The 26,494-nt window shown below is 39.9% G+C and carries 27 protein-coding genes; 15 read left to right on the plus strand and 12 right to left on the minus strand.

The features are described 5' to 3' along the window. Window positions 1-61: 61 nt before the first annotated feature. The 5 genes from KDK19_RS20275 to KDK19_RS20295 all read left to right on the plus strand — a co-directional run bounded on the left by KDK19_RS20275 (window position 62) and on the right by KDK19_RS20295 (window position 5,346). Window positions 62-913, plus strand: coding sequence for a hypothetical protein (locus KDK19_RS20275; protein WP_257292835.1), 852 nt, complete (start codon window positions 62-64; stop codon window positions 911-913). A 13-nt stretch (window positions 914-926) separates the two neighbouring features. After that, a complete protein-coding gene (locus KDK19_RS20280; protein WP_257292778.1) occupies window positions 927-2,849 on the plus strand; it encodes a hypothetical protein in 1,923 nt (640 codons plus the stop codon). 68 nt (window positions 2,850-2,917) lie between these two features. Next, entirely contained in the window at window positions 2,918-4,519 is a 1,602-nt protein-coding gene (locus KDK19_RS20285; protein ID WP_257292779.1) for a DEAD/DEAH box helicase family protein, read from the plus strand. A gap of 16 nt (window positions 4,520-4,535) precedes the next feature. Continuing rightward, window positions 4,536-5,051, plus strand: a complete 516-nt coding sequence (locus tag KDK19_RS20290) for a hypothetical protein (RefSeq protein ID WP_257292780.1) — start codon at window positions 4,536-4,538, stop codon at window positions 5,049-5,051. A gap of 97 nt (window positions 5,052-5,148) precedes the next feature. After that, window positions 5,149-5,346: a hypothetical protein gene (locus tag KDK19_RS20295; protein ID WP_257292781.1), complete on the plus strand. Its 198-nt coding sequence runs from the start codon at window positions 5,149-5,151 to the stop codon at window positions 5,344-5,346. Window positions 5,347-5,374: 28 nt separating this feature from the next. Here KDK19_RS20295 and KDK19_RS20300 read toward each other — a convergent pair whose 3' ends face one another. From KDK19_RS20300 to KDK19_RS20315, 4 genes are all read right to left on the minus strand, one after another. Further along, window positions 5,375-5,830 (minus strand): macro domain-containing protein, encoded by a 456-nt coding sequence (locus KDK19_RS20300; RefSeq protein ID WP_257292782.1) that lies wholly within the window; start codon window positions 5,828-5,830, stop codon window positions 5,375-5,377. A 32-nt stretch (window positions 5,831-5,862) separates the two neighbouring features. Next, a complete protein-coding gene (locus tag KDK19_RS20305) occupies window positions 5,863-6,192 on the minus strand; it encodes a hypothetical protein (protein WP_257292783.1) in 330 nt (109 codons plus the stop codon). A 71-nt stretch (window positions 6,193-6,263) separates the two neighbouring features. Then, entirely contained in the window at window positions 6,264-7,766 is a 1,503-nt protein-coding gene (locus KDK19_RS20310) for a hypothetical protein (protein WP_257292784.1), read from the minus strand. Further along, complete coding sequence (locus KDK19_RS20315; RefSeq protein WP_257292785.1) at window positions 7,759-8,214, minus strand: hypothetical protein; 456 nt, start codon at window positions 8,212-8,214, stop codon at window positions 7,759-7,761. Before KDK19_RS20315 ends, KDK19_RS20310 begins: the two co-directional genes overlap by 8 nt. 86 nt (window positions 8,215-8,300) lie before the next feature. On the opposite strand from KDK19_RS20315, the gene KDK19_RS20320 reads away from it, so the two are divergent. From KDK19_RS20320 to KDK19_RS20330, 3 genes are read left to right on the plus strand one after another with little or no spacing between them, the layout of a single operon-like run. Continuing rightward, window positions 8,301-9,137 carry a hypothetical protein gene (locus KDK19_RS20320; RefSeq protein WP_257292786.1) on the plus strand — a complete coding sequence of 279 codons (837 nt, stop codon included), beginning with the start codon at window positions 8,301-8,303 and terminating at the stop codon, window positions 9,135-9,137. Next, window positions 9,125-10,411, plus strand: coding sequence for a hypothetical protein (locus tag KDK19_RS20325; protein ID WP_257292787.1), 1,287 nt, complete (start codon window positions 9,125-9,127; stop codon window positions 10,409-10,411). Before KDK19_RS20320 ends, KDK19_RS20325 begins: the two co-directional genes overlap by 13 nt. A gap of 17 nt (window positions 10,412-10,428) precedes the next feature. After that, entirely contained in the window at window positions 10,429-11,085 is a 657-nt protein-coding gene (locus KDK19_RS20330; RefSeq protein ID WP_257292788.1) for a hypothetical protein, read from the plus strand. Between the two features lie 58 nt (window positions 11,086-11,143). On the opposite strand, the gene KDK19_RS20335 is transcribed toward KDK19_RS20330, so the two are convergent. From KDK19_RS20335 to KDK19_RS20360, 6 genes are all read right to left on the minus strand, one after another. Continuing rightward, on the minus strand, window positions 11,144-11,578 hold the full coding sequence (locus tag KDK19_RS20335) for a DUF29 domain-containing protein (RefSeq protein ID WP_257292789.1): 435 nt from the start codon (window positions 11,576-11,578) through the stop codon (window positions 11,144-11,146). A gap of 8 nt (window positions 11,579-11,586) precedes the next feature. Then, window positions 11,587-12,042 carry a DUF29 domain-containing protein gene (locus KDK19_RS20340; RefSeq protein ID WP_257292790.1) on the minus strand — a complete coding sequence of 152 codons (456 nt, stop codon included), beginning with the start codon at window positions 12,040-12,042 and terminating at the stop codon, window positions 11,587-11,589. 7 nt (window positions 12,043-12,049) lie between these two features. Further along, window positions 12,050-12,505 (minus strand): DUF29 domain-containing protein, encoded by a 456-nt coding sequence (locus tag KDK19_RS20345; RefSeq protein WP_257292791.1) that lies wholly within the window; start codon window positions 12,503-12,505, stop codon window positions 12,050-12,052. Window positions 12,506-12,513: 8 nt separating this feature from the next. Next, window positions 12,514-12,969, minus strand: coding sequence for a DUF29 domain-containing protein (locus KDK19_RS20350; protein ID WP_257292792.1), 456 nt, complete (start codon window positions 12,967-12,969; stop codon window positions 12,514-12,516). A gap of 9 nt (window positions 12,970-12,978) precedes the next feature. Next, window positions 12,979-13,467: a DUF29 domain-containing protein gene (locus KDK19_RS20355; RefSeq protein ID WP_257292793.1), complete on the minus strand. Its 489-nt coding sequence runs from the start codon at window positions 13,465-13,467 to the stop codon at window positions 12,979-12,981. Between the two features lie 180 nt (window positions 13,468-13,647). Next, window positions 13,648-15,339, minus strand: a complete 1,692-nt coding sequence (locus KDK19_RS20360) for a hypothetical protein (protein ID WP_257292794.1) — start codon at window positions 15,337-15,339, stop codon at window positions 13,648-13,650. A gap of 109 nt (window positions 15,340-15,448) precedes the next feature. Between KDK19_RS20360 and KDK19_RS20365 the strand changes: the two genes are divergently transcribed. Genes KDK19_RS20365 through KDK19_RS20375 form a run of 3 tightly spaced genes read left to right on the plus strand, consistent with a single transcriptional unit; the run spans window position 15,449 to window position 18,492 of the window. Beyond that, window positions 15,449-16,684 (plus strand): hypothetical protein, encoded by a 1,236-nt coding sequence (locus KDK19_RS20365; protein WP_257292795.1) that lies wholly within the window; start codon window positions 15,449-15,451, stop codon window positions 16,682-16,684. 1 nt (window position 16,685) lies between these two features. Further along, the gene (locus KDK19_RS20370; RefSeq protein ID WP_257292796.1) at window positions 16,686-17,126 is read left to right on the plus strand and encodes a hypothetical protein; all 441 of its coding nucleotides are present in this window, start codon (window positions 16,686-16,688) and stop codon (window positions 17,124-17,126) included. Between the two features lie 13 nt (window positions 17,127-17,139). Then, window positions 17,140-18,492 carry a hypothetical protein gene (locus tag KDK19_RS20375; protein ID WP_257292797.1) on the plus strand — a complete coding sequence of 451 codons (1,353 nt, stop codon included), beginning with the start codon at window positions 17,140-17,142 and terminating at the stop codon, window positions 18,490-18,492. A gap of 24 nt (window positions 18,493-18,516) precedes the next feature. Here KDK19_RS20375 and KDK19_RS20380 read toward each other — a convergent pair whose 3' ends face one another. Both KDK19_RS20380 and KDK19_RS20385 read right to left on the minus strand, forming a co-directional pair. Next, on the minus strand, window positions 18,517-21,405 hold the full coding sequence (locus KDK19_RS20380) for a hypothetical protein (protein ID WP_257292798.1): 2,889 nt from the start codon (window positions 21,403-21,405) through the stop codon (window positions 18,517-18,519). Window positions 21,406-21,419: 14 nt separating this feature from the next. Continuing rightward, window positions 21,420-22,289: a hypothetical protein gene (locus KDK19_RS20385; RefSeq protein ID WP_257292799.1), complete on the minus strand. Its 870-nt coding sequence runs from the start codon at window positions 22,287-22,289 to the stop codon at window positions 21,420-21,422. Between the two features lie 271 nt (window positions 22,290-22,560). Here KDK19_RS20385 and KDK19_RS20390 point away from each other — a divergent pair, with 271 nt between their 5' ends. Genes KDK19_RS20390 through KDK19_RS20405 form a run of 4 tightly spaced genes read left to right on the plus strand, consistent with a single transcriptional unit; the run spans window position 22,561 to window position 26,488 of the window. Beyond that, window positions 22,561-23,655, plus strand: a complete 1,095-nt coding sequence (locus KDK19_RS20390) for a hypothetical protein (RefSeq protein WP_257292800.1) — start codon at window positions 22,561-22,563, stop codon at window positions 23,653-23,655. Between the two features lie 10 nt (window positions 23,656-23,665). Then, window positions 23,666-24,562 (plus strand): hypothetical protein, encoded by an 897-nt coding sequence (locus KDK19_RS20395; protein WP_257292801.1) that lies wholly within the window; start codon window positions 23,666-23,668, stop codon window positions 24,560-24,562. After that, window positions 24,552-25,124 (plus strand): hypothetical protein, encoded by a 573-nt coding sequence (locus KDK19_RS20400; protein WP_257292802.1) that lies wholly within the window; start codon window positions 24,552-24,554, stop codon window positions 25,122-25,124. The genes KDK19_RS20395 and KDK19_RS20400 overlap by 11 nt, the downstream gene beginning before the upstream one ends. 17 nt (window positions 25,125-25,141) lie before the next feature. Further along, a complete protein-coding gene (locus KDK19_RS20405) occupies window positions 25,142-26,488 on the plus strand; it encodes a hypothetical protein (RefSeq protein WP_257292803.1) in 1,347 nt (448 codons plus the stop codon). Window positions 26,489-26,494 lie beyond the last annotated feature (6 nt).

Consider the following 26,494-nt stretch of genomic DNA (forward strand, 5'->3'; position numbering starts at 1 on the left):
TGCAGCAGTTCATAAGAGAACGGCTGACAATTAGCGCTTGTCAGTGAACATAGCGAAAGGTGTGGTATGTGATATATGGCCAGATGAAAGAATGCCTGTGGATAAAAACGGGGTACGTGCTCATCTGATTATGGACCCACTGAGTATCCTTAAGCGACTTAATATAGGTACTTGGTATGAGCATTATTTCAATGGCGCTTGTCGCAAAGTGGAATCAATGATTTCTAATATGAACAATAAGGAGGCATGGGATAAACTGAATCATTTTTTCAGTATTATCTCAGAACCGCATCATGAAGCTTTAAGTGATTTTACTACTGATGAAGATAAAAATGGTTATGTTCAGGATGTTAAGAAGGATGGTATACATCTTTATTTACCACCATGGTCGCCGTCCATCGGTCAACATACCATTCGTGCATTGATACAAAATGGTTATGATCCAGAAGCAGGATCTGTGAGTTATGGTGGTTTTAATGGACAACAAGTAGTTACCAAAGATCCCGTGTTAGTTGCTAATATTTATATTATTTTGTTGGATAAAATTGGCGAATATTCAACTGCGGTGACTGGTGCTAAGTTGCAACAAAATGGTGTACCTTCAAAGATTCAGGCTATGGATAGACACAGTAACCTACATCGTAAGCAACCGGTTCGTTTCGGTGAAACTGAGATGCGTTTGTTGACCGCTATTGTAGGACCACGCGCTGTGGCTAATCTGTTGGATTGGAGTAATAACCCTGATTCTCATAAGTACGGTGTACGTAATTTATTGGATAGTGAGGACGGCATTAACATAAAGACATTCGTTGATAGAAAACAATTACCATTGGGTGGTCATAGACCCTTGCAATTGTTGAAAAATCTTTTTGAATGTTCTGGCGTTAAATTTAAAGCCTCAGGTAAAAAATAAAAGGGAGAGAGCCATGAAAACGTTCAAATCACGGGTGGTTCTAAAATGGCCCGAAGAAAAACTCTGGTCAACATTTAATCAATTGGGTCAGCACAAACTGGTTATGGACGATAAAACTATTATCGCCCGTGGTCGTGCTACTATTATTTGTTGGTACTACTGGGAGTATCATCGCATTTATCCTAATGTCCCTTTGTTATCAAGACATCACATAGGGTTAGAAAAATGGTTATCCGATACCCACATGCGGTTATTGGAGAAGATCCTGTTTGATACCTACGATGTTGTGCGTGATTATAACAAGATGTCTGAATTGACTAAGTTAGGCTATGAAATTACTAACCGAGTTTATAATACGTCAATCCAATCTCTTGAGTCGTATGTGCTCAGCACAGGTTTATTACAGTTTCTTGAGATTGTTGATGATCCAGTGGTATCTGAGTTAAATTACAAAATGCTACCCAATGAGGAGTCTATTCAGAAAACTCCAGAGCTCATTAAGGAACATTTGAAGCGACCAGATACTATCAAGGGTAACCCTTTGAAAATGATTGCTGAGGCTAATATTGTTAACTGGGGTCAGTTACTTCAGGCAGTCACCACACGGGGTTATTGTATGGATATTAACCATATTATTTTCCCTAAACCGGTAATGAATAGTTATTTTCAAGGGCTGGTGAGTTTGTATGACAGTATGGTTGAATCTCGTGCTGGTTCTATATCTCAGGTAGCCCTATCTAAATCTATTCAGAACTCTGAGTACTTAACCCGTAAATTGCAGATATTGGGTATGTACATAGAAGATCTGGTTATTGGCGATTGTGGTTCTAAAACCTATATCCCAATGGCAGTAACCGAAGAGAATCTTGTACATCTGGAGGGTAAAAATTACTTTGATGGTAAGGGGCTAAGGGTGGTTAATAAAACCGATACCTTTTTAGTGGGTAAAACGATACAGCTGCGCTCACCGACTACTTGTCACCATCGTGATCAGTATAAAGTTTGTAGCAGTTGTTTTGGCGAATTGTCATTGTCATTACCAAAGGGCACTAATCTTGGTTATGCGTGTATGACAGCCTTGTGTGAGATTCTTTCTCAAGCTATACTTTCTACTAAGCATTTGATCAAAAATGCCGTCAGAGAGCGTGCTTCGCTGCCTAGCGAAGCTACTCGTTTTCTAGTGTATGATCATAAAAGTCAGTCTCTTTATCTAAGACCTGAGTTTGCAGGTAAGGATCTGAAAATATTAGTTGAGGCCGAAGAATTGCCTTTGCTTGAAAATATTGAGTTGCTTTCGGTTATTAATCAGCATACTGCACAAAAATTATCGCGATTAAAGAAAGTACACTTTGAGTTTACCGATAGCAGAGGTAATACTACCCTAACGCCGGTTAGATTAACCATGGGTACCTCACCTTCCACTTTTAGTCCTGAAATGCTCAGGCATATACAACGTCGTGGCGATCAGGTCTGGGAGTTAGGTAAGTCAGGTAAATACATCTTTAATCTTAAAGAGTTTAAAGCTAAAGTACCTATATTTAACTTACCTACAAGACACAGTACCATGATGGATTTTATGACCATGGTGAAAAATTATCTTGAGTCCAGTTCTAACGGGGCTAAGTTGTCTAAATATAAAAATGAAGCGGATGCTCTCAAGGCCACCTTGGAATTGGTTTGCTCAAGAACCAGTGTCAATATTGCCTTATTAGAAATTATTATACTGGCCTTTATGGGTTCAGGAAATAATCTTGCTGATGGTAGTATACCACCTGTAGGTGAACCCATTCGCTTTATGCCCGTTAAGAACGCTTTGTTTTTACGCTCTGCTGGGGGTCAGATGGCGTATGAACAGCATAATGACTATTTAGGTCGTATCGATTCTTATGAGGGTCGTCGACCTCGACATCCTCTTGATGCATTGTTTTTGACTTAATACATCGGGATGTTTGATTGGGGCTGGTAAGACCGGTGTCTTACCAGCTTAGTTTTTAGATTTAACTAGTGTATTTAAATGACTTAAATAAAAACAAAGGTTTAGGACTTATGATGGATTCAGCCCTATGCGATACGACTAATGATAGAGATAGATATATTGCCCGTATTGATGTTTATAGTCACTGCTTCGTCATGTCCAGACACAGGCCAGCGGCATATAACCTGGCACATTCTTTCTCTAGCCGCTATGTTGAACATGATTTAGTTAAAATGGGTCATCGTTTTGTTAAAAAACCCAAGCGCGTTTATGCTGCTGCTACAGTAGATCGAAGGGAGTTTCGTTTTCATATAAACGCATTGGAGAGTTTTCTCAATCATGCGCAATTAAACCATGTTAAACGAGATGAATTTGACTTTCGTTATCATACTGCATCTGAGTATGAAACGCATATTTTTAAAGTTATTGATAAACGATCGCCGCGTGCGGCGCAAGTACCCTTGATTGATTATTTAACAGCGGATGGTATCACTAAGGTACTGGCACTCAATACAGGTGGTGGTAAAACTTTTTGCGCGCTGACTGCTATTGCCCGACTTAAGCGACGTACAATAATCAATTTGCCGGGAAAATTTGTTGAAAAGTGGAAGGGTGATGTTGAAGAGGCTTTTGATTTAAAGTCTGGTGAGTTCTATGTAATTAGAGGAGCCAAGGATTTAAAGAATGTGATGAACCTGGCTATATCTGGCGAGTTGGAGGCGGGCATACTGATTATTACTTTGGGAACTATGCAAAATTATATCAAGGAGTATGAGCAAAAGCACCCTACTGAATTTAGCTACCCCATTCGTCCCATTGATTTTTATCAACAACTGGGCATTGGTTTGAGGATAACCGATGAAGCCCATATGATGTTTCATTTGAACTTTAAGATTGAGACTTATACCCATATCAACAAGGTATGTTATCTTTCAGCTACCTTAGATAAGGGAGATCCTTTTTTAGACTCTATCATTGAAATAATGTATCCCCCTAAGTTACGTATGAAAGGTGAAGCGCCACCTAAGTATATAGATGTATTCGCTTTGGCGTATTCATTTAAAGAACCTAAGCGAGTACCGCATAAACGTAGAGGTTCTTATTCACATACCCGTTTAGAGGAAAGCATTTTAACACAGGCTAATCGCACTGATGAATACCTTGAGCTAATTGAGTTTGCTGTTAATAAATATTATGTTGAGGATAAATTGGCTGGGCAAAAGTTGTTGGTTTACGCCGCAACTGTACAGATGTGTGACCACATTGTAGAACGTTTGTCTGAGGATATAACTAATCTATCTATAGCCCGTTATGTTTCAGAGGATGATTATAGTGTACTTATGTCTAATGACATAGTGGTTACTACCTTAGGTAGTGCTGGAACTGCTGTAGACATTGAAGACTTGAGTCGGGTTATCCTGACTGTTTCGCAAGGATCTCTACAGGGCAATCAGCAGGTATTGGGTAGACTTAGAGAATTAAAAAATTATCCAGGAGAGCACCCTAAATTTATCTATATATTTGCTAAAAATATCGATAAGCACGTGGCTTACCATAATCAGAAACCGGAACAACTAGCCCACATGTGTCGCAGTTTTACAACTGAAGAAACGCAATGGGTCATCAGTTAAGTGGCAAGTGAACACTATGCAAAAATATGAAAATGAAATATTAGGACTGTTGAGACACCCCTATGCCCACATTCCTGACTTTTTAAGGGGCAGTATATTTGATTCTATGGCGCGCAGCGTGTATATGAATATGTACACTACTTTGCAACAATATAATCCCCAGATATTACCCGGCGCAACTGTGTATGGGGATGCTTTAGAGACCGTCTTGGAAACCAACATAGAGAAGTTTTCTTCACAAAGCGACGTAAGGCAAGCTATTGGACGTTCTGTGCATTTAAGGCGTCGCCAGCAAATGTCTTTAGAAGAGCGTCTGGATATCATGTTAAAAGGTTTATCGCGACTACAAAGACGTAATCCCTCTCTTAAGAATTCTATTGTTACCAAGTTATTTAAAGAAGCTAAACGAGGTCATATACCAGATCATCATCATTTCCAATGGGCTTTGTTTAAATTGGCGTATAACATGAACGAGGATGAAATTGATAGAACTCTGCGCAAGTTACATGCGCGTATAACAACTATACTCTAATAAAGGCAGGGCTTGAGCCCTGCCTTTATTAGGTCGTTTCAAATTAATTTCAGATACATATAACTAAAGTGAATTAACTAACCTAAAGGTGATAATTATGTCTATTAACAATACAATCAAAGTCGTTAAAGACGCCATCGAAAAAATGGAGGATCAGTTACCAACTGATCCTAAGGCTGACGATGGTGCCAAGAGTCAACCCTCTTTTAAGTTTGAAGGCTCTTTCACTATAAATGAACATGGTCAGGCACCATATAAAGTCACCTTCAATATGGAGGGTGGTGAGGAAAAATAAAAGGGCGCATTGCGCCCTATTTTTTTTTTTAGAAAGATCCGTGTGAGGGTAAACAGATAAAGACATCTAGCTCAACATCTTTAAGGTAATGGTACATAAGAGGACGTACTAACGTGGACCAATCAAGACCACCATGACCACAGCCCAGTGGCGGGAAGGCAACGGATTGAATGGGAAAGTTTTTATAGATGCGGGCAAACTGCTGTAACCCACGTTCTACATATTCACGCCGACTGGGTTGTCGCCAGTGAATTTTAGTGGGTACATTGAATATCCAAGGCTTACCAAGTTCTTTATACTGATGAATAGTACCTATTTGTAATTCACCTAAGCGACAATGTTCTTGATAAACAGCAAACATTGTGGGGTATCGGGTTTTAAACGCTTTAGCCAAACCAGCGCCCATGACGCCTACTGTATTTACTGGGTTAATAAGGCACTGTGCCGGTACTTCAAAAACCGTACAATGAACCTCTCTAATCATAAATATTTACCATTTAGAGTAAGAATGAGGGGTCATTTAGACCCCTCAGTTATAGTGTCCTTTAAAGCATCCAGCTCATCTGTTTTAGCTAAAGCGGTATCGGCACTGACCTCAAAAATCAATTCAATGGTTGACCTTGGTAGCTTTAGAAACTCAATGAAGCTGATGCCTAAAAGATCGTGTAGCCTATGTTGAATAAAACGCTGCAATAGACTGTGAAAACGATCACATCGATCCAATCGCTCAGCATTATGCATCCTGACCAACCCTAATGATGAAGCATTAGGGTCGTCATAGTCAAACAAACCATAGGTCTGATCATAAGCTTCTTGGATATACATTTGCTTGGCAATGTTATCCACTTCCGGCGGATTCGCCAGTAGTTTCCATAGCTCACCACCATCCTCAGGTAATCGGTTAACGAAATTTCTGTCTAAGATATGGGGTCTTTTATTGAATTGGTCCGATTGATTATTTCGATAACTTTCAATCGGACTAGGGTAAAAAAAGTCTCTTCGATATCCAGTGGTATGATGGTTGGATACTTAGACTCTTGATCTGTTTGAGGTTTCTCACAGGCTGGACAATTATAGGTTGGTATACCAATAATGGAGAAAGTAGCCAGATCAATGAACTTACCAATTTCTTTAAAGATTAAATCGCAAATATCTTTCTGCGCTGAGAAACGATCGCAGGCCAGATCAATAGTTTCACGATCTTCAACAATAGAGAAATTGCCCTCACCTTCATCAATATAGAGCTTATCAATCCATGCGGCATACTGACGCAGCGTCGTTGCCCTACCCTGCTCACTGATGTATTGATCCTTTATGGCATCGCTCAAACCGCTACCCATACCACGCTCGACAACATCAACGATACTATCTACCCATCGCTCTCCTGAAACCAGATATTCTTCGATGGTGGGCACTTTAAAAGTCATGTATAGATTCTCATTGATCTGGATCTTATCATGATTATTAAAGCTGAACTGCTTTTGATATTTTTCAATATCTTGGAAATTATGACGTTTATCTCTATCTGACATAAACTGTTTTTGATCATCACTCAGCATGTTGTTGTCTGTCCAACAAAGTTTACTCAGATTGACCAGTTCTTCAACAACATGCTGACATTTGTGGATATCAGCAACACAGGCTTGTGCCAGATTGAAACCATTGGGGTGTATGGTGCATAACAATCCCCAAGCTATCAAAGGTGCGTCTGTGATTTTAATTACTTTCATCAATGCTTTCATATTACGATTAGTATACGTAGCATCGTAAATAGATGAGAAAGCAACCTCTAACCACCAACGGCGGGTATAGACATTGACGCTGGAGAAAGCTATGCCATTAGATTGACGTCCTAGCACTATTTTTTGCTCAGCTATTTTTCTCTCCATAGCCAAAAGTGGTGATTCACCAGGATCTTTTATGGACAGCCAGATACCACTGTGCCATAGTGGAAACTTAAGTGTGCCCCCCAAACCTAAAGCGTTGCCAATCTTAAAAAGAGCACTGTCGCCAGATAATTTAGCGCCATCAGCAGAAGCAGCGACTCTGGGTTTAACAATACCCATTTTCATCTCACCGGCTTTTACATTCTGACGCCAAGCACTACCTTCGCGGTTTAGAGAATCTTCAAAACTCCCACCTGCTTGATAATGCGAGAATCCAGCAGTATATACCTGTAGCCAAGAACCCATGGCTTCCTCACCACCCGCCGTCAAACTGGGTAGTTCTTCTAAAGCCTTATTGGTCTGACGAATAGTCTTCATGGGCAAAGACAGTGTATTGGTAAAATTTGGATCGGCTTTAGCGTCTTTAGGGCGTGGCGTTTTACATGGAGAGCTTAGCTCAACGTTAGGCTCTTTACCATCGTCTAAAGTGTTTTGTGCGTTATCAATATCGTCTGGTTTATTATTATCAGTCATTAGGCTGTTCCTCAACCGTGGCGGTATTGAAGTGATCGGTAATAGCTTTTACTTCAGGTAAAATAACACTGGTATATTTACATAGCCAGTCATGATATCCCTGACCTACAACTAGCCAATGCATATGGTCTTCATGGCTAACCATACCACTTTTGTTTTTATGCTCATCATAAATTTTTTCCAAGGACTCTTCCATTAATTTAAGATCACTTAGAAAAACTTTTGTCTGATTGGTTAATGATGTTATGTCTTTTACGGTAGCAAGTTTGTCTTTATTGCCAATTAGAAGTCTTACTTGTGTGGTTGTCGCTATCTGTTGTTGGCAAGCAACTCTTAGTGCTTCTATTTCGTCCCAAGACATAGGTTCTTCTTGAGAAGGGTTTAAAGATTTCCGATTGGGCTTGTTAACAAGCTTTCCGTTGCGACGTTTATTTTTTGACTGTGGCATAGCAATCTCCATTTTATGAATTTCTGGGTCATCTTTCCCCTATAAAAGTGCTGACCCAAAGTAACTTTTAACGGATTATTTACAATATGTCTTATTATTTCACAGATTTCATAAGGGAAAATGCTATCCCAGAAAGAGCTGATTTGTTATTGAGTGTGGTGGATTTTTTAAATGAGCAACACTATCACAGTTATGTCGTTGCCGTCGATAACCTGTTTATGTCAGCAGATAACCTAGGTACTGCCCAAGCGCTTGATGAAGTAGCTAGTGTATTACATGAGTCTTTAACACGCTTTATTGAGTTACTGGGTATTAGCCTCAATAAAGATATAATGATCCCTCTTCATGAACTTTTACAATTAGCTCAGGCATTGGATTCAATTGAGGGTTACGATCCCGTAGAGAGTGTTCTTGAATCTCTAGGTGACTATTCTGATCCAGTTGAGCAGCTAAGTGAGTTACTTAATTTAACCAATGAAGGTGATGTAACGGAACTGACACTGCATGTAGTCAATGTCGAATCGGACCTTTTTGAAACTATAGAAAAAATAGCACTTTATCGCACACAGCTTCCCGAGCAAGAAATTACATTGCCAACAGAGAAACGCAATGAGAAGATAGCTATTCTTAAACGCATGAAACAACTCAAGCCTGGTGGTCCTATTCTTGGTTTTTTACGCTTTGGTGGCCGTGTTGGTTTTGATATTAAATCAGTATTTAACTTATTGGAAGATGATTTAATAGAACTTTCTGGTATGGATTTAGTTGTAGAAATGGTGGGTTTTGTTGTAGCTTCTGGATCAGATAACTACATGGCCACTTTAGCTGAGTTAGGAGAGCTACTCTTAGATTCTATGGCACTTGAAAATTATCTGCATCTAACCGAGCGTTACCTTAGAGAAAATGACTTATGGCAACACTAACAAAGAAAACTTTTTTACTACGCTCTATTTTAGCTAACGCTGCTAAAAAGAAAACATGGCTAATTGATATACTCTCTATCAAAACGCCAGTAGAGTCTTTAACTTCCGCTAAATTTGAAGGGGATCTTAGCGTTGATGATAAGGGTGTTCTTTGGACACAATTTGATGATATTGACGGGACTGTTTTAATTGAAGGTCATAAACTTGGACAGCCGCTGTTCACGCCCAAGGAGCCGATAAAGCTTAAGGCAGGTGATTTACCTAATGTTAAAGAGGATGTAGATACTAATGTTGGTGAGGTGCTAGTTAATAGCATTGTATTACTTTATTCGGTGGGCGATAAAATACCTTACCAGTCAGGTAACTGGATTAAAGATAATATTGTTCATAAACTCGGTAATGAAGTGATTGAGCGGGATGATATTACCGCCGAGCAAGCACATGCGTTTTGTAATGCACTACAGTTTTTAACCGGTTTATCTCCTGTTTGTGTGCCCTCGGCAACTAAAAAATCACTAGGTACCGATCCTGCTATTCGTAAACGTCGTGATGAGTTATTAGCTAAAAACGCCGATCGACTTCATGATCCAGCTGTGATGTCTGCCATCGAACAAGAGTTGATCGCTATGGATAGAGAATATATTAAAGGCGATTTATCGGAAGGTTTTTATAAAGCATCTAAGGCATTTAACGTTACTCGCAAGAAAGCTTATATCATGTATGGTGCTGAAACTGATTTTCTGGATGAAAACAGCATACAGACTATCCCCAAATCCTTGGATGAAGGTTGGGATATGGACTATTTTCCCGAGATGGTGAACTCACTTAGAGACGGTTCTTTCTCGCGGGGAGCTGCCACTGCTATAGGGGGTGAGAGGGTTAAATTCTTTCAGCGCATATTTCAAAACGCACACATTGTAGATACTGATTGCGGGTCGACGATTGGATTCAAAGCGCATATATATGACTTTAACTATAAAGACTATAAAGGTCGTCATCGTATAGTTAATGGTAAAACTGGTGAAGCGCTTACCGAAGAGGATCTCAAAGCTTTTATAGGCAAAACGATAACCCTTCGTTCTGCAATTGGTTGTCAAACTAAAAAAACTGACTTTTGTCGTATCTGTGCTGGGCAATTGCTAAGTAATAATCCCAATGGTTTGAACATGATGATTGCTAATATAGGGGCAGCTTTCATGGACATGGCAATGCAGAAAACACATGGTAAGGCACTTCTTACTGAAACCTTTGATCCCGATGTAACCTTTCATTAAACTTGAGGTAACTATTTATGGCACGTAAAACAGCTGAACAGAAAAAGCAAGAGGCTGAAGCTAAAGCGCTGGCAGAAAAGGAAGCTGCACAAGCTGCCGCCGAAGAGCAAGCTGCTTTAGAAGCTAAGGAAGCTGAAGAACAAGCGGAAAAGGAAGCTGCACAAGCTGCCGCTAAGGAAGCTGAAGAAAAGGCTGCTAAGTTGGCACAAGATCCCATCAGTAAAGTAACTGGTGCAGTATTTCCTGAAGTGTCATGTGTTGAAGCTTCTATTTGCGGTTCAATGGTATCTGATTATGTTTGCGCCATGGCCACCAATCAGATGATGTCAGAAGCTGTTGGGGCAAGACATCAGGCAAAGCTAAATGATGCTATCTACCGCATTCTTCGTTTGCCTGAGGAAGATTTTAAATCTGTTATGGATTGGTTCTTGGCTGTCATTGCTAAAAACAAAACTGGTTGTTTTGGTATTCACTATGCTATGCGTTTTATCAGTTCTATGACATTTCTATCGACCAATCAAAGACAAAACTTTGAGCGTCTGCTGCATTTGTTTACCAGTACGGCTGATGTTAAATCCAGAGGTCTGGCATTGAAACAAATTAATCTGGATCATGTCACTCGTTATACTGAAGATAACGGTCCTCGCGAACGTATTATGTCTTACTTCTCCTAACGGACTCCCCTCCCTTGTGGAGGGGTTTATTTTTATTCATTTGCTAACCGATATTTGCTTAATCTTCAGGCCAAAAATCCGTATCCATTACCTGTTCTTTAGTCCAGGGATTTTCCTTGGGAAATAGCTCTCTGGCCAATTCGGTTTCATCTACCGCTGTTTGTGCGGCATCCTCATAAACGTCGCTGTAGAGTTCATCGAGCTTAGGCTTTAACCCAGGATTCTTCTTAATTTTTCTAGCTATTTGCCTTCGACCATTGTTGATAGAGCCTCTCCAACTGCTACATCGGTGCTCAGGCTGGTATTGCCATTTAAGAAGATGGGTTATGATAACAATAAAGAAACTCTCAACCGCATCGCTGCGACTATTGCCCAAATCCTCAACCTCCTCAATTAGGTTTAACACATCCAGTTCATTAAGCTTGCCTTCACGTAACAACTGTGCTTGTTGATGCGCCCAACTGTATGGATCTCTCTCATACAAACTTTTCATACTACCTCCTAAGGTAACCAATCTTTAGTCATGATTTTATTATAACTCCAAGGACACTGGGTGGGAAAATCACTCATTTTACAATTCAGGTCATCAGCTGCCTCTTCCCTAGCCCACCAATAAGCTTTAACCATTATTTCATTCACCTTAGGTTTTAATCCTGGATTCTCAGCTAACTCCTTTTTAGCTTTCCGACGTTGTTTATTGATGCTGACAACCCAGCTTCTATACCACCGCTCCTTGTCATGTAGATCATCTTTTTTAGAAGATTGCATCTGCCATTTGAGTAAATGTAGAATTAATTGCCCCAATGAACTTTCTAGCGCCCGATACCGAGACTTACCCATGTCTTCTATTTCCTCAAGTAAGTTCTCAATATCAAGGTCATCAAATTTACCTTGTTTAATCAGTTCTAATTGTTGGTAAGTCCAGCTATAGTAGTCATTCTCATACAAACTTTTCATAATGCCCTCACTCTGGTAGCCAGTCTTCAGTCATGATTTGTTCAAATGACCATGGACATTCAGTGGGAAAATCATTGATCTTACAACCCATTGCTTTAGCTGCCCTTTTACGCGCATTCTGATAAGCCGTAGCTAGGATTTCATCTATTTTAGATTGCAATCCAGGATTTTTTTCTAATACTTCCTCAGCATCAAGGCGTTGGGTATCAATGGTTACAGTCCAGCTACGATACCACGCATTCATCTCGTGCAGGTCGTCCTTTTGCGACTGCATCTGCCATTTTAGTAAATGCAAAAGTAATTGTTTTAAAGCACCCTCTAAGGCATCGTAGTGTCTACCCCCCAAACCATCTACCTCCTCAATCAAGTTCTCAAGATCCAGTTCATTAAACTTACCCTCACGTATCAACTGGGTTTGTTGACAAGCCCAAGTGTAATAATCACTCTCGTATAAACTTTTCATAATACCCCCTAGGGTAACCAATCCTCAGTCATTAATCGTTCATAACTCCATGGGCATTCGGTAGGAAAATCCTCAATTCTACAATCCATATCATCCGCTGCTGTTTCACGGGCCTGTTTATAAGCTGTAGCTAAAATTTTATCTAACTTATTCTGTAGTCCAGGATTCTCATCTAACTCATGTTTAACTTCTCGTCGCTGTTTTTTAATACTAACTCTCCAACTACGATACCACTCATCCATGTCATGTAGATCATCTTTTTTAGAAGACTGCATGTGCCATTTTAGTAAATGTAAAAGTAATTCTTTTAAACAATTCTTCAGAGTCCTATATTCACTCCTACCCATTGCCTCAACCTCTTCAAGTAAGTTCTCAATATCTAATTCATTGAGTCTACCCTCTTTTAATAATTCAGCTTGCTGACAAGTCCAGCTGTAAAAATCTCTCTCGTATAAACTTTGCATTTTAATCTCCTACAAAGTGTCTGGATACCAGTCATCCTCTCGCACTTTATCAAGATTCCATGGACAAGTTTCTGGGAAACTGGCTTGGGTTAATTTTTGCTTCTTAACACGAGAATATTTATTCATCTCTTTAATGGCCCCGTTTTTAGCCCCAGTATAAATGTCAATAAACACATTATTTATCTTAGGGTTGAGACTAGGGTATTTCTTTAACAAAATAGTGATTTGTTCTCTTGAGTCAATGATACTATCAGACCAGCCAGCCAACATGTAATCAACCCATGGGTCTTGTAATACCCCCTTTTGATAAGCATATTTTAACAGATGTTTGATTAATCTTGATAATTGAGACTCTAAACTATCGAGATTATTACCCACCTGATACTCCAGTGCTTCCAAAAGATTATCTAAATCCAATTGCTCAAATCTTTTATTAGCCAGTAAATCTCTTTGTTGCGATAGCCATTGAGTAAAATCTCTCTCGTATAGACTTTGCATAAGCACCTCTTAATAAAAGGAAAGCCTAAAAAAAAAGGGAGGGGTGACCCCTCCCCTATTAGGCGAACAAAGGACAGTAAACAATAAACCAAATTCAAAGCAAAGATCAGATGAAGCTAAAAAATCTGGCCTCTGGCTTACTACCAATACATGGTGTTTACTAATAAGATTTTACCGTGTTTATTTTAATTGGGCATCAGTATCTTTAATAAATTCCTCTAAAATATGGTCCAGAGTTGGCATTCCCATAACATCATTAGCTATCTCAATAGCGTTAGTTGTTGCTGCTGTTATATTTAAACCCATAACCCGCTGAACACTTTCATTAATTCCTTCTAATTTACAAAACTCACGTTCTGTAGTCTCTTTTGACATATTAAGAAAGTCCTCAGTGTTAGGATAAGATCCCGCTACATCCAGATCTGCTACTGCGAAGAAAACATTGGTTTTAAGACCACCCATATCTTCAATGGCATTAATGCCAACGCCATCGGCTAACATATAAGGGGGTAGTGTCACAATCCAATTGTTCATTGAGTAAATATGCTTATCCAGATCAATAGACATTTGATCTGAGGTAGACATGATAACATTATCTTCTTTCAAGTAACTAAAATGCAGATCGTTACATAAACGTCTGGGATTAGAGCTAAACTGTGAGAATTCGCTATTTCCCAAAAGGGTACTGAGCGTCATGCTAACGTCATTGGTTTTTTCATCCAGCAGCTCAACGCCAATGCAGTCAAAGATGTTATACACCAGATACTCAGCTTTAAACTTTTTTTGCATGTAAATATGCCACTCTATTCCCGTGTAGCCGTCGGTAATATTATCAAAATGAAGTTTTCCCATATCGATTTCTTCATTAAGAATACTATCCAGCGAGTAGCTGGCTTTTTTACCAGCAGCTAGACGTATCAGGCAATATAAACTCATGCAATCGACAAATTGAAAGCTCGCTGGCGCGCTAAGCACATGCCATAATTCAGCCGTGTGTTTTGAGAATTTTTTACCTGTGGCAGTTACTTTAATTCTTGGTGCTTCTTTGTAATAAAAGTGTCTTAACCTAGGCGGTATTTTTGGATCACAGAAAACACTTGCTGGATCTATGTTTTCTCTATCCAGCGCGTCTATCATCTTTTTAGCATCAAAGTTAAGATTCCACACACCTATATAGTCGGGTTTCCACTCATGTGCCGCTTCCATTAATTCCATTACGACTTGTGCTGGAGTATCAACAACTAGATAATCAAGCTCTAGCTTACGATCCTCTATTTGCGATTTTAGATGGGTATGGTATAGTTTCTTAAAGCGTTTTTCAAAATTTATTTCTTCGTCAATAAATCCTTTAGTCACAACCAGTTTTACTTTATTTTTAAAAGTTAACGCTCCAGTGATAATCTCCTCGGTGCCATTGAGTACATCTGTCTCATAATCAAGTACTGCAAGACTTTTCATTGAAACCAGATCCGGCCAACGTTCCCGGTAATTTTGCTTTAAGATAACTGAGCTGGTAACATCAACTCCGTAAAGGTAGGGTGAGCGAGCAAGTTCCTTAAGTCTTGCATTGGGTCGACCATTTAATACCCTAGAGACTTTAAGCTCCAACTCCGCTTGAGTACATTCGTAACGTTGTAGATTTTTCTTTGCTTCATACTCGCGTTTTTGTTGATGGGTTTGTTGACCCTTACGGGTTACATAAAAGTCCCGTTTAAAATTTTTAATTAAACGAAGATTAGGTTCGATAGTACCATCCTGATAATGAATATTTTCTTTTACACACAACAGATCATCAAACCGACCATCGCTGGATTTGCTATAAGTGACATTAATACATTCATAGCCCTTAATGGGTTTAGCTTTATTTTCCATCGTTTTCTCCTTAGCCTATTATCTAATGGAGCTATCATTATGAACGTACACACCTAAAACTCACCAACGGAATAGTATTATGGGAATAGCACGGGAACTATGGCCCTCCATGGAAGCCATTGATCATCAGTATTCTGGTGTCTTTCGAAAGCTTTTGGTTGAAAAGCTTTCAGCTTTGCAAGAGTTGAAAAAAATTAGAAATTCTAATATTCGCTCCTCTGGTATTTCAAAATTGATTCTTAATGAGTTAGGGGTTACAGCAACTATTGAACTGGCCAGTGAACGATATGACGCTTTTGTTCATATCCCCCAAATTGATTCCAATCACACACTGATTAATGAGTGGCGTAAATTCTTTACGAGTCAATCTGATGCCATACTCAACTTTAATTTTGCTAAAAAACTTAAGGGTTCTGTTGATTTACAAACCTCTAAAGTCAGTGGTATATTTTCTAAAGTACACTCCAAGATTTTTATTGGTGAAGGGTTTTTCCAGAAGAATGGCAAGTTTAGTGCTGATGAGTTAGGTGCTATTATTACTCATGAGTTAGGACACCTCTTTACTTACTACGAGCATTTGAGTTCTTCACTGCGAACTAATTTTGCTATGGCTGCTGTTGCCGATCGTTGGTCTGGACTGGATACTAAGTCCAAGAAGATGGAGCTGCTTGAAGCGGTTGAGGATCTTACCGACATTGATTTTGATGGCATTGAGGATTTAGCTAATACTCGTAAACCAGGAACCGTTAATGCCATTATTGTGGGTGCCAAAGTACATGGTAATCGCAGTCAGCTAGGTACAGATTATCACGATGAGAACAGCTATGAGTTTCTTGCTGATCAGTTTGCTTCACGACACGGGTTTAGCATTAGTCTGGCTTCAGCTTTAGATAAGATTTATAAAATGCATTATCATCCAGCGAGCTTTAGCGCCACTGGGTTTTTTCTACTTGAAGTAGTTAAGGTCGTTACTACCGCATTAACAGTTATTGGTGGATCGCCTGTTTTATTGTTACTGTTTCTAGCAGCTGTACCTATTCGCGATGAGTATGATCCACCCAAAGCTCGCATCAAACGGATCAAGGGTGACCTGATCGATCGCCTTAAAAAGAAAAAAATACCTATAGAGTTGACCAAGGAATATTTAGAGCAGTTAGAAACACTAAATACCATTGAAGAAACTTTAAATGATTATGATGGTTTATTTGAGTATATGGCCAAATATGTATTGCCCTGGAGAAGAAAACAATTTAAAGCTATTGAGTTTCAGAAGGATCTTGAGGCTTTAGTGGGTAATGCTTTATTCGCAAGTGCTAAAAAAATAGAAGTGATGGGAGATCGCTAATATGTCAAAACGTGAATTTATTAACTACGTTAAACAAGCTATGGATCAGGGCGGAGTCAGCGTTGAGCGGCGCAGTAAAGTAATGGCAGCAGTAATAGCCCGACAATTGGCTTATCAGCTACCTTTACCCAGTAGTCCCACAAACATTACAGTGCGTAATTGGTATCTTAATAATAACTCTCTGGATGTTGAGCGGGTACTGTCTGAGATCAATGAAATATACCCAGTAAATGTTAAAGCTGTTCTCGATATCACCTATTCAATCTGGATTATCAGGTATCGCATCTGCTTTACTCCATCCTCTATTTCATTGGTATCACTTTTAACGCTTGATAGCCCGACGACTACTGGTGGCGTTGTTGTTGGTGATTTTAATGATAATGAAAAACGAGTGTTGGGTTGGTCTGAAGTAAAAGCCCCGCAGAATTTATTTGATTGTTAACGGTGGGGTTACTATGGACATTGAGTTCTCTGAATTAACTGATATTTACTCTAAGAGCGATTTTGTTGTCTTGGATGAATTAACACTGTCTTTGGAGAGTTTACACGATAAATTGGTTGCTGAAGGCGCTTCTCGAAACTGGGCTCGAGCTATGGAGGTTTTATATCCCGATTGGCACGGTGGTCGTTATCCGGTGCAGTCTTATACCGAACTTCCCAGTACCACCAACTTTGATGTATCAATGGAAGGTGTGGTATCCTCTATTTTCAGTTTAGTCGGAAAAACCGTTGAGTTTGTTATGAGGGTATTGGGCGCTTTATTGACCGGCCTTGGTAGGATTATCAGTTGGCTTTCAGGGGGTAGCCGTGGGGACGATAGTAGGTCTGATCACCGTTATACCAAAAAGGAAGTTAGTGATCTTACTGAGATAGCGGTGGCGGGCAAAGAACAATTTAAAAGTCTCAGACCACGTATTAGCGAACAAACGGGTTACGATTTGACAGACAAGGAATGGTCAAAACTTACCAAAATAATGGATCGTGATATGAAACTTCTTGATGTTAAAATCGAGAAGTGGGAAGGTACATCGAGTCCTTTGTTTAAAGTAATTGACAACCCGGATGATGCCCACCATGTTCTGGGTCGTTTGTATGACATATATGAGCCTTGTACAGAAGCCATGAATATCATGGTCGAGCGCTTTACAAAGATGAATGATGAATTGGCCAAATTTGCAAAGCTCTATAATGCTAAAAATGGCTTAACTGATGATTTGAAAAATAAGTTAGAGGAAGAACGGGTTAGCTCAATAAGTGCATTTAAGATAGTTAATGAGAAATTAGCCGATCTAGTGTTTAAAACCACCAAGTATGTTACTAAAAAACTCAAACTTAAACATTATCCCATTGGTAACGGCGATAAACCAGCTAAACATTACCACTATGTAAAAGGTTTACGCGATGCTTTTTTAGAATACTCTAAAGAAACATTAGAAAAACCAGAGGATTTTATGAATTCAGCTATTCAAGCTAATACGATTAAATTTCCAGCTGATCCTGAGGATGTGTTAGTTATCAAGGGTATGCATGACAGGTTTAATAATGTTGAGCTGGTAGACGCTGGGGATATTGATGGTGATAAGCTACCTGATGTATTTAAAATATACATGGCTGATATGAATCTTTTTGGTAAAGAGGTGGTTGCGGCAAGTAAGGTAATTTCTGAAATATATGGTTTTGGTGTTGATTTTATCAAGCTTTGTCACAATGGTGCTAAAGCTGCTCATGAGGTGCTCCAACAGGCTAAAGTAGTGGAAAAAGTGATGAAACGCTTTGTTAGGAATCTGGAGAAAAGAGAGTCAGCATAAAGGAGGGGCTAGCCCCTCCTTTTATTACGTCTGATGTCTGATAAAATTAATTGTAATATCATCCTCTAACTGTACATTATTATCAAAAAGCACAACCAGTTTTTGACGTATAGTGGTATTGGTGGAGTTATCCAGTAGTGTAAAGGTTTCAGGAGGTATATCATCGCCCTGCCACAATACTTTCATAGATACTACATCATCACCAACCGCCACTGTTAGAGCGCTGGTAAAACCAGATAAACTAATGGTTGCCTGATTAATTTGTTCGTTAATAATAACCCTGGTTATCTGCTCAATGGTTTGGCGAAGATTGGTGTCATTGTAGTTCTGATTGTCCATGTAATAGTCAATCTGAAGTCCCTGCGCTGCATTTATTAAGCGCCTATCACCATCTTCGACGGTAACTTCCAGTGTACCTAAATTACGCTTAGGAACGAAATACAGTTCTGTACGTTCCAGCATATTTTCACTAAGATTAGCAATATCATTATCTAAATAATCAACGATGGTTTTTGGAACCTGTGTTCGATAATTCAGTTGATCCTCTACAGTGACATTAAGGTATCTGCCATCCATTAAAAATAGATTAACAAATCGCTTGAGCCCCCTCTCACCATCAATAACGGGTTGGCCATCAACAGTTTTAATATCACCTTTGCGATGTAGGTAAACAGGATTATCTTCATCATCCAATACAGGATCTCCCAGAGCATGGATGAGGTCTGCTTCCAAACCCCCATTACCATCGTCCACCAGTACAGGTAAACCATCACTATCTCGGCGATAAACGTTTTCGCTATACAACATCGGTACATCCGCTTCATGGGTACGATAAACCTGTGAGCTTATACTGGTGCGTGATTGTGTCAGAAGATCAACCAGCGCTGTGCCTAGTTTGAACGCTAAGCGCTCATGGATAATCACATGACTTTCAGGTGGTAAAAAATCTTCACCCAATAAATCATCCAAGGAGCCATCGGGTTGATTATTTAATCCGCTAACGATGTAAAGTAGATCAAACTGAGCATTGAGATTGATTGGGTGGGGTTGAATATCTGAGCTATACATTTTGGCATTGGTCAGCTCGATATGGTGGCTATCATCAATGTGATAACGAGTAGTGAGTTCAAACTCATACACACGCTCATCGTCAACTTCACCAATGAGTACGCCATTGATGTAAGCTCTTTGCGTCTCCCCTTTAGGGATAAAGGATAGTTGGGTATGTACTTGTGAGTCAGGAAGCGCATTAATGCGCACATCACCACGGGTTTTAAGTTGAATGATAAAGCCCGTTGTTGTAGCAGTAATATTAATCCCGGAGGTTGTCATCTGATAACCTAGTTCGGAATTCTCACCTTCAAAATAGCGAGATTTCAGCTCGGGGTCATTTAAATAATAAGCCCTGACATCAAAGCGGTCATCGCTACGATCCAACACATAATGAAACGGTGAGTACAGATACTGATTATTATTAAACAGATTGATTTTAACGTTCTTCTCTTGGTTATTTAAACTGGTAACTTCAGATTGACTAAGTCTTGTTACTTGATTGCCATTTAACCAATAAATATTACTGGGCAATAATGTGGTTTGAGTGCCGTTGGTTAAAGCGTGTTCATCGGAGGTATCACCATCTATAAGTGCCACCGGTTCGATCATTGCTCCCACTACTGTGGTAGTACCTTCAGTTTCTGGCGAGGGTAAGGCTCGTGTGGCTTGATATACCCTATCGGTAACATTGTCAATAATCTTAATGATGCTATAGCCAAGAGTGGTGATAGAGGCTGCTAATTGATCTTGGGTAATGGGCGTGCTGCTAAGATTGGCGTTAAGAATAACACGCTCTCTAAGCTGCTCAACACTTAAGGATCGACTACCACCCACTACCAGACTGGCAGAAAATGCTGAGAAGCCGGTAATAGCACTTAGTGGTGCAACAAAAGCACCCTCATCAAGATTGTCAAAGTCACGCCACTGGGCAGAGAATGCCGTGCTATCAAAATTACCCAGATTTAAGTCTATGGGTCCCCTTGTAGTGTAAACGTCAATTCTTAAATTATTGCCAAGCAAATTACTGTTAAAATAATATTGTGGTATATGGACCTCTAAAGAACCTTCAGTAACTTTAAGTACCGCAGTAGCATTTTTAAGATCATGAACCTGTTCAGAATGTGTGGTTTTAATCTCAGACCAACTACCTTCAGCATTACTGGTATAAACTCGACAATAATAAAAGTGATGGTTAAATTCAAACTGCTCTGTAAAACCTGTGCTAGCATTAAGTGCTATACTGTAAGTAGCTACTTTAAATTGTTCCACTGGAATATCTATCTTGATAAACTCAAGATTATTGATATCCATTCGACTCCATTCCAGCTGATTAGTAATCAAAGGTGCAATAGGTGAGCTAACCCTTGAGTCGTACACCACTTGAATGCCACCGTGTGCTTGCACTCTAATATCAATTGGGTAGTGAAATCCAAATGGGTACCCTGCTACAGAGAACTCAGTGTTTTTTGGTAAGGTTAGTTTTCGATAAGAAGTATTGGGTACCTCTTTAGCCAATTCTATTATTTCAGATTTAAGTAGCAAGATAGAGATATTACTTCGACCCGGTGTGGCAAATCTATCCCTATAATCGGCATCGGACATATGTCGATACAAATCCTCATAAGTGACTGCCAACTCAGGGTATATTTGTCGTGTAGCGGTAGCTGTAAAATCCATAGCGGCACTAGCGGTAGCTGCGGCTGCCTCCAGAAGAAATACAAACGGATTAGTAGGTGTTAATATTTGGTAACTCTCATCTGAGACACCTTCAAGCAAATCATAAGCAGCCCTTTGTATAGCATTGGGGTTACTTCTAAACATTAAAGTATTATTTTTTAAATCTTTTAAAGAGCTTGACATAATCAGTCCCTGTTTTAAACGATAAATTTACTACTTGCTTGACGTACAGATTCTCTATAGCCACTTTCAGTACTGGCAATATCAGCAGAATCTGTAGGTAATAGACCTAACTCCTGAGCAATGTTGCTATAAGTTTCTTTATCTACCCACCACTCAAGCTCCATATCGTGGGTAATTCTTGGGTAGCCACGATAGTTAAAGGCTTTGGATTCGGCGGGTGTGAGCTTAATGTAGTTACGTTCACGAACACCATCGTTCATTGAACCATTAAAGGTTTTTACCACGGCATTAAAGTCACGAATTAGAGCTGGATCATTATAGATAAAACCAACGCAGTGAAAGGGTACGTTGACCTGTGCGTTGTCTTGTGATAAAGGTATGTCCTGACTGGCATTAAAGGCGGCTGCCAGTGAATTAGACTGAGGTATTGCCGCGCCACAGGCGGCAATTTTTTGTATCCAGCGGCGTGTAGGATCGAGCACTAAACGATAAATGCGGGTTTGATAATCCAACTCACGCTCAGCAATGAACTCAGGGTAAGGTATTATGGTGCCTCTTGAAACGTTTCTGGCGTAATGCTGCCAAGCAAATAAGATAGCATTTATTGGATCACCCACTACATTTCTAAAGGTAGCGCTTAAACTGAAAGCATTGTACTCCTCACCCACGTGATCTACCTGCGAGTAAACTTCATTTTTTAACCCAGGTTCTGATGTAAATAGATCCAGTGTCTCATCTGGCCAACCTGTAATAGATTGTAAGTGGTTGGTAAAAGGTGCAATAAATGCCTGCTGATTATCAATGATTGGTGAGCTAATCATTTCACGGCGTGCGCTTTGGTTTGCACCCCAAGGATCAAGAAGTGTGCGAATAGCCCTTTGCATGGTATTAGGGTCTTTACTGACCAATGAGGTCAGTTGTCTGACAACGGATATATTATCGTATGATAAATTTAAGCAAGGTCTTGTAAAGAAGGTCAGACCAACATTGTCTTGGTTAGCCTTTACAGGACTTGATATGTTAGCATGGTTTATCCCTAAAAAACTATTTGCCGTGGCTGACTTTAACTCCCCTAACCCTGATTCCCTCGACACATAGTGTGAGGGTCCAACATGTTTCCTTATCATTTTATTCGTTCTCCAAAGGACTGAAACTATGAAAACAAAAAATGGGTTTTCTTCTGATACCCTTTTGTCCGTAATACCTAAAGTACGCGATATTATTCGCAGTGCAAAATCGGATTCTCTGATTGAATATACTCAGCCTACACGGGTTGAGCCCATCTGTATGGTTGAGAGCAAGCTCCAAAGTCAGTCGTTTATTGGTGACGTGCTTCAGTCCGTTGTTTCACTTTTTAGCGCTTATTATCTTCAGGCTGCCTCTATTTCCATGAATGTTGGAAGAGTGGACACTATAAGATTGCTGGATAAGCTAAATCCCAATCGTGACCCTCTCTCAAGTGCAGGTACTGGCGCACAGAAATTTATTGTCTCTACTGAAGACTATAAAGACAAGCTGCCTTCGTTTAATATGGCGGTAAGAAGTGATCAGTCCGATGACAGTCGTGGCAGTGCGCGCGGCTTTGGTCGAGATACCATTAAGAACATTGATGATTCAGTTAATCTTTCTGTGGGTAAAGTATTGGAAGTCCAGCTTGAAGACGATGGACATAGAGCTGTTATTCCGGTAATGGTAAGACTTAATGCCAAGACTTTGGGCACAGAGACTTTATCGGCTCTATTGACTGAGGAGTCTGAAGATCGTTCTGTTAAAAATCGCTATCACCGCTGGCGTGCTGGTGAGTTGCAGTTTGTTCGTGATCTGGTGTTGTGTCAGGATCTGATTGATAATCGCAAGAAGGCATTGAAAGCTGATAAGGATGGCATCTATGAAGCCATTTTGACTCGTAAAGGTAAAAATAAAATTTCGTCTATTTTGTCCGGTGATATTTCAGTAAACACAGCATCTAGCATTGTTGTTCTTAGTAAAGAAACAGCTAAGGACATTGAGCGACGACTGAACTTTAAACTGGATAATTTTCGCAAACGTGAAGATATTTTTAAAGCCACCTCTACTATGTTAATGGTAGTTGTTGATGTAGAGTGGGAGCAGGTAACTATCTACCACAGATCGCTTGATATGCCTACTGAACTATCGGTTAAGGACATTAAGAAACAGGCACGCAGTAGTGGTCCTGATGTCTCTGAAATTTTGAAAGCCTATCAGCTTTCCAATACCCCCACTTTCTGAGGACTATTAGATGAAAGTTGATACTTACGTACGCTCGTTGCTACCCTCATTTGAGAAAACACGTATCCTTGAAGAGCTGAGAACTGCCAGAGAAGAGTTGGTTGATATTACTATTCCAGCCTTTAAAGCGGGTTCTGAAGCCTTTAAAACCAATAAGTTTAAACATCGTGAAACTCAGTCTTGGGATAAGCAGTTTAAAAACTATCTTAAAGAAAATGCTTATAAAAACGATTATATATCTTCTATCTATCAGATATTAAATCGTTCATTAAAGGTCATTGATGATATTGGTGTGTTGGTTAATAAAAGCTACAGCAACGATGTTATGGCTGATGCCTTGAGTTACATTAAGGCAAACTTGCTTCAGTATACCGAGATGTTGCGTTTTATAAACACCACCTCACGTAGACTCTTGCTACTAACTTATGGTCTGGAAGCCAGTACTGTTAATAAAGAAGCTGATAGAGATATTTTTAAATCGATCGATGCCAAACACGTTCAAAAGCATCTGACTAATTACATAGTCGCACTTAATATACTTAACCGCCCCGTGGGTGAAGTTGAAAAGTCCATGAAGAAGATTCCTGATATGGATATTAACCCTGAGAACGTTCAAAATGTTCGAGAAACCGTAGGTGCCAGTCGTATTGATCCTTTTGGATTTGGTTTGATTCCAGTATTTATGAATCCTATCTTTCATGTTCGTATGGCTATTGCTAACTGGCAAGCCAAGCAGTACAAGTTGGCTCAGGAAGAAAAGACTCAGCTGGAGTTAAAACTGTTCCACCTCAAGCAATCACGCTCTGGTAAGCGTGATGCCAAGCTTGAACAGAACATTGAGTATACGCAGGATCGCATTGAAAAACTGGCTTATAAGATCCACCGGATGGAGGAGGATGATGACTGATAAATCTGAAAGTGGATTGGTTTATCTGACTTCCAATCAAGCCGCTAATATTCTTGGTAAACCTGTCAAGCCCAATCGTATGTATCGAGTCTGTGATCCTGAAATTCTCGCTTTGTATCAGCAGTGGCTGGAAATGGGTCGCAAAGAACCCTCTATAGACTGGGTTTGCTCATTAGTAGAATACGGTAATAATAAAGGTCTTAAAAATCCATTGTGGTGGCTTGAAAATGTGTCTAAGACCATTTATTGTGAGCATAACTTTAACTTTATGATGGATACATTACGTTTTATTATTACCGGCGAGCGTCAGATGGAACCCATGAGTTGGGCCTGTCTACTTGAGTTTGGTGGCGATAATAAAATGCTTATTACCCCCAAGGTTATTACCGAGCAAGCTAAAAAGTCTTGTACAAAGATTGAAATACAAAATCTTTGTAAGCAACTTTGTAGCTCGGGTGAGAATCTTATGATTCGTTGGGCTAAACAAAAAGATGGTTTAACCGATATGATATGTACATTAACTGCAATGTACTATGGGAACCCATTAAAAACCAATTGGTAACAGGGAGCTGAAAAGCTATGTCACATCTTCGTACGATGTTTTTGAGTAATAAAAAGGAAGATTCTGAGGGAGTGCGCACTCTCGTTGAAGGTCTTGAGTCCGATATGCAGGATATGGTTGAGCTGAATGTTGAAGTGGCTCGTACCGAACAAGGCATTGAAGAAATGTCTGAGATTGTTGCATCTCTTGAATCCATTGCTGAAGCAGCTGAAGCTTCATTGGAAGACGGTGGTCTGGATCGTCATAGTGCCGTTATGATGAAGCTGGCTGTTTCCCAACAGACCAGCCGTTTGTTTGATGGTGAAATTGTACCTTCTATGGAATCCTTTGGCGGTGCCAGTGAGCGTCTGGCTGCAACCCGAGTTTCTGTTGAAGGTATCAAAGAAACTATCGAGGACATTTGGAAGTCTATTAAAGAGAATATCCTAAAGCTGAAAAAGAAAATCCAGCTGTGGTTTGTTAAAGTATTTGCTGCTTCAAGTAAGCTAGTGAAAAAGGCTAAAGCTATTGCTGATAAAGCTAGTAACGCTAGTGGGACTGCTAAAGAAAGTAAAATTACTATCAATGTTGCTAAAAAATTGCACATTGACGGTAGTGTTAAGGATCTTAAGGGCGGCGCTGCCACACTTGAGGCTTTAGCTACTAAGTTCTTTGATAATACCGTTAAAAGTACATTCAAAGGTATTGATAGGTTTACTGACGTGGTTGCTGATGTCGATACTTCAGACCAAGCTAAGTATGATACTTGGATTAAGAGGATCTACGAAGGTGTTCCAGATTACACCGATGGGATGCCCATTGCGGTCAGTAAGTCAGCCAGTAACACCTCGTTTAGCAATGACTCTGAGTTGGGTGCTGAGTGGCACGCTAGTGAAGAGTTGTTTGGTGGCAAGGCATTGTGGGCCGTCAAGTTTGGTCTCAATACTGACAACACGACTGAAGAAGGGCGTAAGCTTATACATAAGTGCTTTAGCACCTCTTTTGTGTCTAAGCTTGATAACCTCAATACTAAGCCCAAAGAAGTAGACAATGAAGCCGATATCGATACTTTGTCGCTGTCTGACATTGGTGCTATCGCCGACAGTGTGGCTGCTGCTGCTCAGTCTATCGTTGATTATGAGAATCGCTCTATAGAGGGTGGTAAGAAAAAAGATAAAGTGACTAAAGCTGGTGATACATTGGCTAAGGCTATTAAATCCAATGACCTCGATGGCATTGACGGTGAGTTAAACCGTGTTAAGGATCTTCCTTCTACACTGGTTAAACTCATTGACTCTCCAACTAACCAACTGGTTGGCTTTGTAACAGGTTCAGCCCAAGCACTGCTGAGCGTTTGCGAGAAGTCTTTGGCTCAGTATAAGTAAGTCGAT

Origin of the sequence: Endozoicomonas sp. ONNA1 (genome assembly GCF_024606325.1) — a bacterium.
Classification (GTDB): Bacteria; Pseudomonadota; Gammaproteobacteria; order Pseudomonadales; family Endozoicomonadaceae; genus Endozoicomonas_A.

Coding starts and splice junctions, on each gene's coding strand:
- KDK19_RS20375 (WP_257292797.1), top strand. CDS start 17,140: ATGGACATTGAGTTCTCTGAATTAACTGATATTTACTCTAAGAGCGAT.
- KDK19_RS20320 (WP_257292786.1), top strand. CDS start 8,301: ATGTCTTATTATTTCACAGATTTCATAAGGGAAAATGCTATCCCAGAA.
- KDK19_RS20400 (WP_257292802.1), top strand. CDS start 24,552: ATGATGACTGATAAATCTGAAAGTGGATTGGTTTATCTGACTTCCAAT.
- KDK19_RS20385 (WP_257292799.1), bottom strand. CDS start 22,289: ATGCAAAGGGCTATTCGCACACTTCTTGATCCTTGGGGTGCAAACCAA.
- KDK19_RS20350 (WP_257292792.1), bottom strand. CDS start 12,969: ATGCAAAGTTTATACGAGAGAGATTTTTACAGCTGGACTTGTCAGCAA.
- KDK19_RS20330 (WP_257292788.1), top strand. CDS start 10,429: ATGGCACGTAAAACAGCTGAACAGAAAAAGCAAGAGGCTGAAGCTAAA.
- KDK19_RS20325 (WP_257292787.1), top strand. CDS start 9,125: ATGGCAACACTAACAAAGAAAACTTTTTTACTACGCTCTATTTTAGCT.
- KDK19_RS20345 (WP_257292791.1), bottom strand. CDS start 12,505: ATGAAAAGTTTATACGAGAGTGATTATTACACTTGGGCTTGTCAACAA.
- KDK19_RS20290 (WP_257292780.1), top strand. CDS start 4,536: ATGCAAAAATATGAAAATGAAATATTAGGACTGTTGAGACACCCCTAT.
- KDK19_RS20390 (WP_257292800.1), top strand. CDS start 22,561: ATGAAAACAAAAAATGGGTTTTCTTCTGATACCCTTTTGTCCGTAATA.
- KDK19_RS20340 (WP_257292790.1), bottom strand. CDS start 12,042: ATGAAAAGTTTGTATGAGAATGACTACTATAGCTGGACTTACCAACAA.
- KDK19_RS20310 (WP_257292784.1), bottom strand. CDS start 7,766: ATGACTGATAATAATAAACCAGACGATATTGATAACGCACAAAACACT.
- KDK19_RS20295 (WP_257292781.1), top strand. CDS start 5,149: ATGTCTATTAACAATACAATCAAAGTCGTTAAAGACGCCATCGAAAAA.
- KDK19_RS20365 (WP_257292795.1), top strand. CDS start 15,449: ATGGAAGCCATTGATCATCAGTATTCTGGTGTCTTTCGAAAGCTTTTG.
- KDK19_RS20360 (WP_257292794.1), bottom strand. CDS start 15,339: ATGGAAAATAAAGCTAAACCCATTAAGGGCTATGAATGTATTAATGTC.
- KDK19_RS20370 (WP_257292796.1), top strand. CDS start 16,686: ATGTCAAAACGTGAATTTATTAACTACGTTAAACAAGCTATGGATCAG.
- KDK19_RS20380 (WP_257292798.1), bottom strand. CDS start 21,405: ATGTCAAGCTCTTTAAAAGATTTAAAAAATAATACTTTAATGTTTAGA.
- KDK19_RS20315 (WP_257292785.1), bottom strand. CDS start 8,214: ATGCCACAGTCAAAAAATAAACGTCGCAACGGAAAGCTTGTTAACAAG.
- KDK19_RS20405 (WP_257292803.1), top strand. CDS start 25,142: ATGTCACATCTTCGTACGATGTTTTTGAGTAATAAAAAGGAAGATTCT.
- KDK19_RS20300 (WP_257292782.1), bottom strand. CDS start 5,830: ATGATTAGAGAGGTTCATTGTACGGTTTTTGAAGTACCGGCACAGTGC.
- KDK19_RS20395 (WP_257292801.1), top strand. CDS start 23,666: ATGAAAGTTGATACTTACGTACGCTCGTTGCTACCCTCATTTGAGAAA.
- KDK19_RS20280 (WP_257292778.1), top strand. CDS start 927: ATGAAAACGTTCAAATCACGGGTGGTTCTAAAATGGCCCGAAGAAAAA.
- KDK19_RS20335 (WP_257292789.1), bottom strand. CDS start 11,578: ATGAAAAGTTTGTATGAGAGAGATCCATACAGTTGGGCGCATCAACAA.
- KDK19_RS20355 (WP_257292793.1), bottom strand. CDS start 13,467: ATGCAAAGTCTATACGAGAGAGATTTTACTCAATGGCTATCGCAACAA.